Consider the following 7,681-nt stretch of genomic DNA (forward strand, 5'->3'; position numbering starts at 1 on the left):
GGCGAGCCGGCTCATCACCGGCACCCTGGGCCTCCACGCCGAGCTCGAGGAGGACCTGGCGAACCTCAAGGGGTTCGGGCACGCGGTGCTCTTCAACTCGGGGTACCAGGCGAACCTGGGGCTCCTGACCGCCCTGGGCCGGGGCGGGGTGATCTTCTCGGACGAGCTCAACCACGCCTCCATCGTGGACGGCTGCCGGCTCGCCCGGGCCCGGGTGGAGGTGTACCGCCACGCCGACCCGGCCGACCTGGCCCGCCGCCTCGAGCGCCACGCCGGCGAGCCCCGCAAGGTCGTGGTGACCGACGGGGTGTTCAGCATGGACGGCGACCTCGCCCCCCTGCCGGAGATCCTGGAGGCCGCCCGGGCCCACGGGGCCCTGGTGGTGGTGGACGACGCCCACGCCACCGGGGTGGTGGGCAGCGGCCGGGGCACCCTGCACCATTTCGGGGTGCAGGGGGACGACCTGGTGGTCATGGGCACCCTGGGCAAGGCCCTGGGGGCCTTCGGCGCCTTCGTCGCCTGCGCCGGGCCCGTGCGGGACCTCCTGGTGAACCGGGCCCGGAGCCTCATCTACACCACGGCCCTGCCGCCCCCGGTCCTCGGGGCGGCCCGGGCGGCGCTCCAGGTCCTCCGGGACGAGCCCGAGCGGGTCGAGCGGCTCGGGGCCCGGGTCCGGCGGCTCCGGGAGGGGCTCCGGGAGGCCGGGTTCGCCGTGGACGACCACCCGACCCCCATCGTTCCGGTGGTGCTGGGCTCCAACGGGGCGGCCCTGGCCTGGGCCCAGGCGCTCTGGGACCGGGGGTTCTGGGTGCACCCGATCCGCCCCCCCACGGTGCCCCAGGGCACGAGCCGGCTTCGGATCACGGTGTCGAGCGAGCACGACCCCGCAGACGTGGACGCCCTGGTGGAGGCGCTCGCCGATCTGCGCCGGCGCGAGGCCGAGGCGGCCGCATGACCCCCGCGTTCCCCCGGGCCCTCGTGGTGGCCGGCACCGACACCGGGGTCGGGAAGACCCGGGTGGCCTGCGCCCTGGCCCGGGGCCTGGTGGCCCGCGGCCTTCGGGTGGGGGTGTTGAAACCCGCCGAGACCGGGTGCGACGACCCGGACCGGCCGGCCGACGCCCTGGCCCTGGCCGCGGCCGCCGGGTGCGCCGAGCCCCTGGACCGGATCTGCCCGTTTCGGTTTCGGGAGCCCCTGGCCCCGGCCGTGGCCGCCCGGCGGGAGGGCCGCGCCGTGGACCCGGTCGTGGTGGACCGGCGCCTCGCCGAGCTCGCGGCGGGCCACGACCTGGTGGTCGTCGAGGGGGCGGGCGGGCTCCTCGTGCCCTTTGCCGAGGGCCTGCTCTTCGCCGACTGGATCGGGGGCCGGGGGCTTCCGGTGCTCCTCGTGGGCCGGCTCGGGCTCGGCACGATCAACCACACCCTCCTTTCGGCCCGCTACCTCCGGGACCGGGGCGTCGAGCTCCTGGGCACCGTGCTCTCGGCCACCCAGCCCCCCTCGACCCCGGCCGAGGCCACGAACCCCGAGGTGCTCGCGGCCTACCCCGAGGTGCGGCTCCTGGGGGTGCTGGGGCACGGCGAGACGGAGCTGCCGGAGGGGGTGTGGGGAGCGTTGGGACGGGTCAACTGCCGTGAATCGGGGAACTGCCGGAGGTCGCGGGTCGTGGGTCGTAGGTCGTTTCAGCCCAACGACCAACGATGAACGACAAACGACGAACGGCCTCTCCGCCGCCTAGCCGCCTCGCCGCCTAGCCGCCCAGCCATAGACTACCTTTCCACTCCTCTTTTCCCTTGACACGGGGCGGCGAAATCCTTATCCTCCCCGCCGAATCCCACCGACGGGCGCCGCTGGCCGCCCGGAAGGAGCCTTGAATGGAGATCGTTGTCGCCGTGCTTCCCACCCTCGTGACCGCCGTGGTCCTGACCACGCTGACCCTTGCCCCCGAGGCGGCCTACCGGTTCGCCCGGGAGACCCAGCGGCGGTTCGCGGCGTGGCGGCGGGTGCTTCGGCGGCAACCCGAGGCTCCGCGGAGGGTCGTACGAACCTACGGCCGCTCTTGGTGTGAGTAGAAAAAAGCCGGCCCGATGGGCCGGCTTTTTTCGTGCGGACGCCGGGACGTTGGGACGCGAGGACGGGGGAACTGCCGTGGGTCGTAGGTCGTAGGTCGTTTCAGCCCGACGCCCAACGACGAACGCCCTACGACGGACGGCCTTCGTTCCCGCCGGCTACCTAGCCGCCCCGCCTTAACGTCCGCACGTCCACGCGTCCTAGCGTCCCAACGGTCTCGCCCCCCTCACCTCTCCTGGAGCTCCACCTCCACCCGCCGTTCCTCGCCGTTCCGGCGGTAGACCACCTCCACCCGGTCGCCCGGGGCGTGGGCCTTGAGGGCCCGGCCCAGGTCGGCCAGGCTCTGGATTTCCTCGGATCCCAGCCCCACGATCACGTCCCCCTCCTCGAGGCCGGCCGCCTCGGCCGGGGAGCCCGGGGTCACCCCCGAGAGCCGCACCCCGGGGCCCGGGAAGGCGAAGTCCGGCACGGTGCCGAGGCTCACCTTCCGCCGGCCCGGGCCGGCCGGGGTCGGGGCCTTCGCGTCCGCCGGCGTGAGGGGTTCCCGGCGGTCGGCCAGGTAGGCCACGAACTCCCGGGCCACCTCGACCACCCGCACCAGCCCGGTGTAGTCGAGCTTGTCCGGGGTGTCGGTGGGCCGGTGGTAGTCGGCGTGGGGCCCCGTGAAGAGCTGCACCGCGGGGACCCCGGCCTCCACGAAGCTCACCTGGTCGCTCCCCCCCACGTCCCGGGCCACGGGCTCCACCCGCACGCCCGTCACGTAGCCCGCGCCGTTGGCGATGTGCACCCACTCCCGGGCCGTGCCGGTGCCGAGCACGAGAAGCTTCCCGTCGCCCAGACGGCCCACGGTGTCCAGGTTCACCATGGCCAGGGTCCGATCCGGCGGCACCGGCCGGCCCTGGGCCACGAAGTGCTTCGAGCCCAGCCGGCCGGCCTCCTCCCCCGCGAACGCCACGAACACCACGGTGCGGGCCGGCCGGGCGCCGGCCACCGCCCGGGCCAGTTCCAGAAGCGCCGCGACCCCGCTCGCGTTGTCGTCGGCCCCGGGGTGGAGCTTCCCCCGGTCCTCGGCCCGGGCGTCGGGCCAGCCGTAGCCCAGGTGGTCGTAGTGGGCCCCCACCACCACGGCCGTGTCCCGGAGCTCCGGATCGGCTCCGGGCACCCGGCCCACCACGTTCCGGAGCACCGCCTCCCGCGCGGGCTCCCCCCCCACGGCCCGGAACGCCTGAAACCACGCGCCCCCGTCCCCGGCCGGCTCGAGCCCGGCCTCGGCCATCCGGCGGGCGATCCAGTCGGCCGCCGCGTCGAGGCCCGGGGTGCCGAACCCCCGGCCGTCCCGCTCGGGCGCGGCCAGGAACTCCACGGTCTGCCGCAGCCGTTCGGCGGAAAAGGCCGGCGGCGGCCGGGCCAGGGGCTCCCGCTCGGGCAGGGCCGCCCGGGCCGCGGGGGCCTCGCCCAACTGGGCCGTGAGGGGCGAGTCGGTGACCGGCCAGCGGCCCTTGGCCACGTTGGCGGGCTCGTCGCCCTCGAACACGAGGAAGCTGTATTTGTGGTAGTGGGGAAGCTTCCGGGTGAGCCCCGGCAACGCGGCCTCGGGTGCGGCCACGAAGGCGAGCACGGCGCCGGGGTTCCCCGGTTGCCGGACCACGAGCACGGCGGTGTCGCTGGGCCGGTGGGCCCCGTTGCCGTCCCAGGCCACCCCCTGCTCCGAAAAGACCACCCCGTACTCCCGGGCCGCCTCGGCGAAGGCCCCGAGGTGGCGGTTCTCCCACCCCAGGATCCACACCGCCCCCGCCTCGGGCAGGGGCTCGGTGTCGGGGATCACCTCCCAGGCGCCCTCCTGGCCCTGGGCCCAGGCCCGGGCCGCCTCCTCGTAGGCCCGGCGCAGCCCCTCGCCGGCGGCCGAGGGGAGCACCACGGCCACCCGGTCGGCGCCGAAGGCCCCGCTCAGGGCCGGCGGGATCTCCCGGGGGTCGAGCCGGCGAAAGCAGTCGTAGGCCGGGTCCACGTCGAGCCGCAGGGGCCGGGCCTCGAACCACCCCTCCCAGGCCCCGAACCGCCCCTCGAGCTCCACCTCGACCCACCGGGCCCGCGGCTCCCCTTCCAGGGTCACGGCCACGGGCACCCGCAGGGGATACGCCGCCTCGGGCTGGCGCTGCAGAAGCTCGATCTCCACCTTCCACCGCCCACCCCGCCGGCGGGCCTCGGCCCGCCGGAGCTCCAGGTCGGGGGCGCCCGGCCGGTCCACCCACGCCCCGAAAAAGCCCGCGAGGTCCCGGCCCGATGCCGCCTCGAAGGCCGAGCGCACGTCGTCCCAGGAGGCCCGGCGGAACCGGTGGTCGCGGTAGAGCCGCCGGAGCCCCTCGACGAACACCCCGTCGCCCAGGCGGCGGCGGAGCATGTGGAACACCATGAGCCCCTTGCCGTACCCCACCGCCTCGGACGAGGAGCTGTGGCGGGCCGTGAACGCCCGAAGCGGGAGGTCCCGGCCCCGGGCCGCGTAGTCGGCGTACTTCTGGAGCGTGGTCTGGCGGTACTCGGCCCCGGCGCCCCGGTTCTCCTGGATCAGGTGGTCGGCCAGGTACGCCGTGAGCCCCTCGCACCAGTTCCCGGCCTCGTAGTCCACGAACACCCCGTTCCCCCACCAGTTGTGGAGGATCTCGTGGGGGAACGAGGAGTGGAGGATGAACGGGAACCGGAGGATCCGGGGCCCCAGGAGCGTGAACGACGGCATGCCCCACCCGGTCTCCCAGAAGTTCTCCACCAGGGCGAACTTGGGATAGGGGTAGGGCCCGATGAGCTCGCTGTAGAGCCCCAGGTACGACACCCCGGCCTCCAGGTACTTCTGGGCGAGCCCGGGGTCGTCCTGCCGCAGGTAGGCCTGCATCTCGGCCCGGCCGGCCGGCCGGCGGTACAGGTACCACGGCGCGGCCACGAGGAAGATCTCGTCCTGGGGCACCTCGCAGGACCACCGGGCCGGCCCCTCGCCCCCGGGGTCCCCGCCCCCCTGGCTCACGGCGCGCCAGCCGGGGGGCATCTCGGCCTCGAGCCGGAAGGTCACGAGCCCGTCCCCGAAGGCCGGGTACCAGCCGCTCGCCCCCGATAGGTACACCCCCTCCTCCGAGATCCGCCCCGGGGTGGTGCGAAACCCCCGGGCGTAGTCCTCGGGATCGGAGAGCGGGTGGCGGATGGGGCCCCGGTACCGGAACCGGAGGTCCGTCGCGGGCGTCGGGGGCTCGAGCCGGTACCGGGCCCAAAGCCCTTCGGCGCCGATCCGCTCGGCCGCGGGCTCCAGGAGCTCCAGGTCCCCGTGGAGCCGGAACTCCACCGCCCGGAGGGCCCCGGGCAGGCCGACCCGATCCTCGGCCTCCAGGGTGCCGGCCACGGGGTCGAGCCGGACCCGCAGCTCGTGGTGGACCGGCCCGGCCGCGGCGGCGGCAAGCGGGGTGAGGGTCAGGAGGAGCAGGGCGATCAGACGGCGCATGGGTGCGAATCTCGGAAACGACCGAAGGGACATCGGGGACCTCAGGGGCCCGCGCCTCTTGCCGGCTCGGCCGGCCGGAGGGCCTCCTCCACCGCCCGCAGGAACTCGTCGCCGCCGAAGGGTTTTGCGAGCACCGGGCAGCCCGGCGGCACGGCCTTGGCGGCCAGGTCCTCCCGGCCCGTGATCACGACCACCGGCAGCTCGGGCAGGAGCCCCCGCACCACCCGGTAGAGGCGGGTCCCGTCGAACTCGGGGAGAATGAGGTCGAGCACCAGGAGCCCCGGGGGTTCCCCCTGGCGAAGCCGCTCCAGGGCCTCGAGCCCCGTGCGGGTCCGCTCCACCCGGTACCCGGACCGGGAGAGGACCACCTCCACGAGGTCCCCGACCCCCTCCTCGTCCTCCACCACGAGCACCGGAGCGGGGGTCAGGGGATGGCCGGGCTCCTGCCGCGGCGGGGCGGGGGCCGGCTCCTCGGGCGCCCCGGAGGCCTCGGGCAGCCACACCCGGAACGTGCTTCCCCCCGGGCCCGTGGCCGCAAGGTCCAGGTCTCCCCCCCACGCGCTCACCGAGGCGTGGGCTTCGGCCAGCCCCAGCCCGGCGCCGTGGCCCTCGGATTTGGTGGTGAAGAACGGCTCAAAAATCTGGTCCCGGATCTCGGGCGCCACCCCGGCACCGGTGTCCTGGACCTCGATCGCCACGCCCCGGGAACCGTCCCGGTCGCTTCGGGCGGCCCGGATCCGCAGGGTGCCCCCCCGGGGCATGGCGTCGCGGGCGTTGAGGCACAGGTTCAGGAGCACCGAGGTGAGCCCCGCCGCGTCCGCGGCCACCGGCGGGAGGCCGGGCTCCACCTCCAACCGCAGGGCGATGGTCTTCGGGAGCGTGTGCTCCAGGAGCACCCGGATCTCCTCGAGGCACTCCCCCACCGAGGCCGTCCCCGGGGGGCCCGCCTCGCGCCGGGCCACGGCCAGGAGCCGCTGGGTGATCTCGCCCCCCCGCTTGCACAGCCCGGCGATCCGGTCGAACTCCTCCCGGGCCGGGCTCGTGGCCGGAAGGTCGAGCCGCCCCACGTAGGCGGCGCCGAGGATGCTCCCCAGGATGTTGTTGAACTCGTGGGCCACCCCGGCCGCGAGCCGGCCCATGGCCTCCAGGAGCTGGGAGCGCCGCAGCCGGTGCTGAAGCTTTTCGCGCTCCACCTCGGCCGCCCGCTGGAGCGAGAGGTCCACCATCTGGCACAGCACGTGGAGCGGCCTCCCCTCGGCGTCGCGCACCAGCGAGGCGTGGGTCTCGACCCAGGCGTCGGTGCCGTCGGGGCGCACATAGCGCTTCCGGAGGCTGTAGAAGGGCACCTCGCCGGCCACGAGCCGTTCCAGGCACTCCCGGCTCACCTCCCGGTCCTCGGGGTGGGTGTGGCGGTCGAACGTGCTCCCCACGAGATCCTCCCGGCTGCGCCCCAGCATGCGGCACAGGGCCGGGTTCACCCGCAGGAACACCCCCTCGGGGGTCGCGATGCTCATCCCCACGGGGGCGTGCTCGAAGGCCGCGTTCATCCGCTCCCGGGCCAGGCTGAGCTCGTCCCGCACCCGTTTGGTCTGGTCGATGTCCCGGACGCTCGCCACCACGAGGTCGGCGCCCCGGACCTCGGCCCGGCGCAGGCACACCTCCACCCAGAACACCCGCCCGTCCCGGGCCCGGGCCCTCCACTCGAACCGCTGGGGACCCTCGAGGCGGGTCTTCCGGACCCAGGCCGCGGCGTCCGCCTGGGAGTAGGGAGGCGTGCCCTCGCTCAGGTCGCCGATCTGGAGGTCGAGCATCTCTTCCCGGGACCACCCGTAGAGCTCGCAGGCGGCCCGGTTCACGTAGAGGATGCGGCCGTCGGCCGGGTGGTGGACGAACACGGCGTCGTCCACGGCGTCCAGCAGGCCGGCGTGGAAATCGGTGGGGAGGAACGGGGGGGAGTCGGTCATGGCGCCGGAAGCGGGCGGGGCGCGCCCCGGGCCCCGGCCCCCCCGGGGGGGGGGGAGGCCCGGCGGCGGGGGGGGGGGCGCCCGCGGGGGGGGCGCCCGGTGGTCGATAATAATTCACCCCCCCGGGGCCCTCACCCCGCGCCCCATTTTGAGGGCCGGCACGATT

At 75.1% G+C, this 7,681-nt stretch carries 5 protein-coding genes; 3 read left to right on the forward strand and 2 right to left on the reverse strand.

Annotated features, from left to right (window positions below):
• The 3 genes from ACYQ8L_RS17505 to ACYQ8L_RS17515 form a co-directional block, all read left to right on the forward strand.
• Window positions 1-955: aminotransferase class I/II-fold pyridoxal phosphate-dependent enzyme (locus ACYQ8L_RS17505; protein ID WP_459943108.1), on the forward strand; the 955-nt coding region annotated here is incomplete at its 5' end.
• Window positions 952-1,701 (forward strand): dethiobiotin synthase, encoded by a 750-nt coding sequence (bioD, locus tag ACYQ8L_RS17510; protein WP_459943109.1) that lies wholly within the window; start codon window positions 952-954, stop codon window positions 1,699-1,701. The genes ACYQ8L_RS17505 and bioD, both read left to right, overlap by 4 nt.
• Window positions 1,702-1,871: 170 nt before the next feature.
• Window positions 1,872-2,069, forward strand: a complete 198-nt coding sequence (locus ACYQ8L_RS17515) for a hypothetical protein (RefSeq protein ID WP_459943110.1) — start codon at window positions 1,872-1,874, stop codon at window positions 2,067-2,069.
• A 224-nt stretch (window positions 2,070-2,293) separates the two neighbouring features.
• On the opposite strand, the gene ACYQ8L_RS17520 is transcribed toward ACYQ8L_RS17515, so the two are convergent.
• Both ACYQ8L_RS17520 and ACYQ8L_RS17525 read right to left on the reverse strand, forming a co-directional pair.
• On the reverse strand, window positions 2,294-5,551 hold the full coding sequence (locus ACYQ8L_RS17520; protein ID WP_459943111.1) for a M20/M25/M40 family metallo-hydrolase: 3,258 nt from the start codon (window positions 5,549-5,551) through the stop codon (window positions 2,294-2,296).
• A 41-nt stretch (window positions 5,552-5,592) separates the two neighbouring features.
• Window positions 5,593-7,515, reverse strand: a complete 1,923-nt coding sequence (locus ACYQ8L_RS17525; RefSeq protein ID WP_459943112.1) for a PAS domain S-box protein — start codon at window positions 7,513-7,515, stop codon at window positions 5,593-5,595.
• Between the last annotated feature and the right edge of the window lie 166 nt (window positions 7,516-7,681).

The organism is Deferrisoma palaeochoriense (assembly GCF_054656955.1).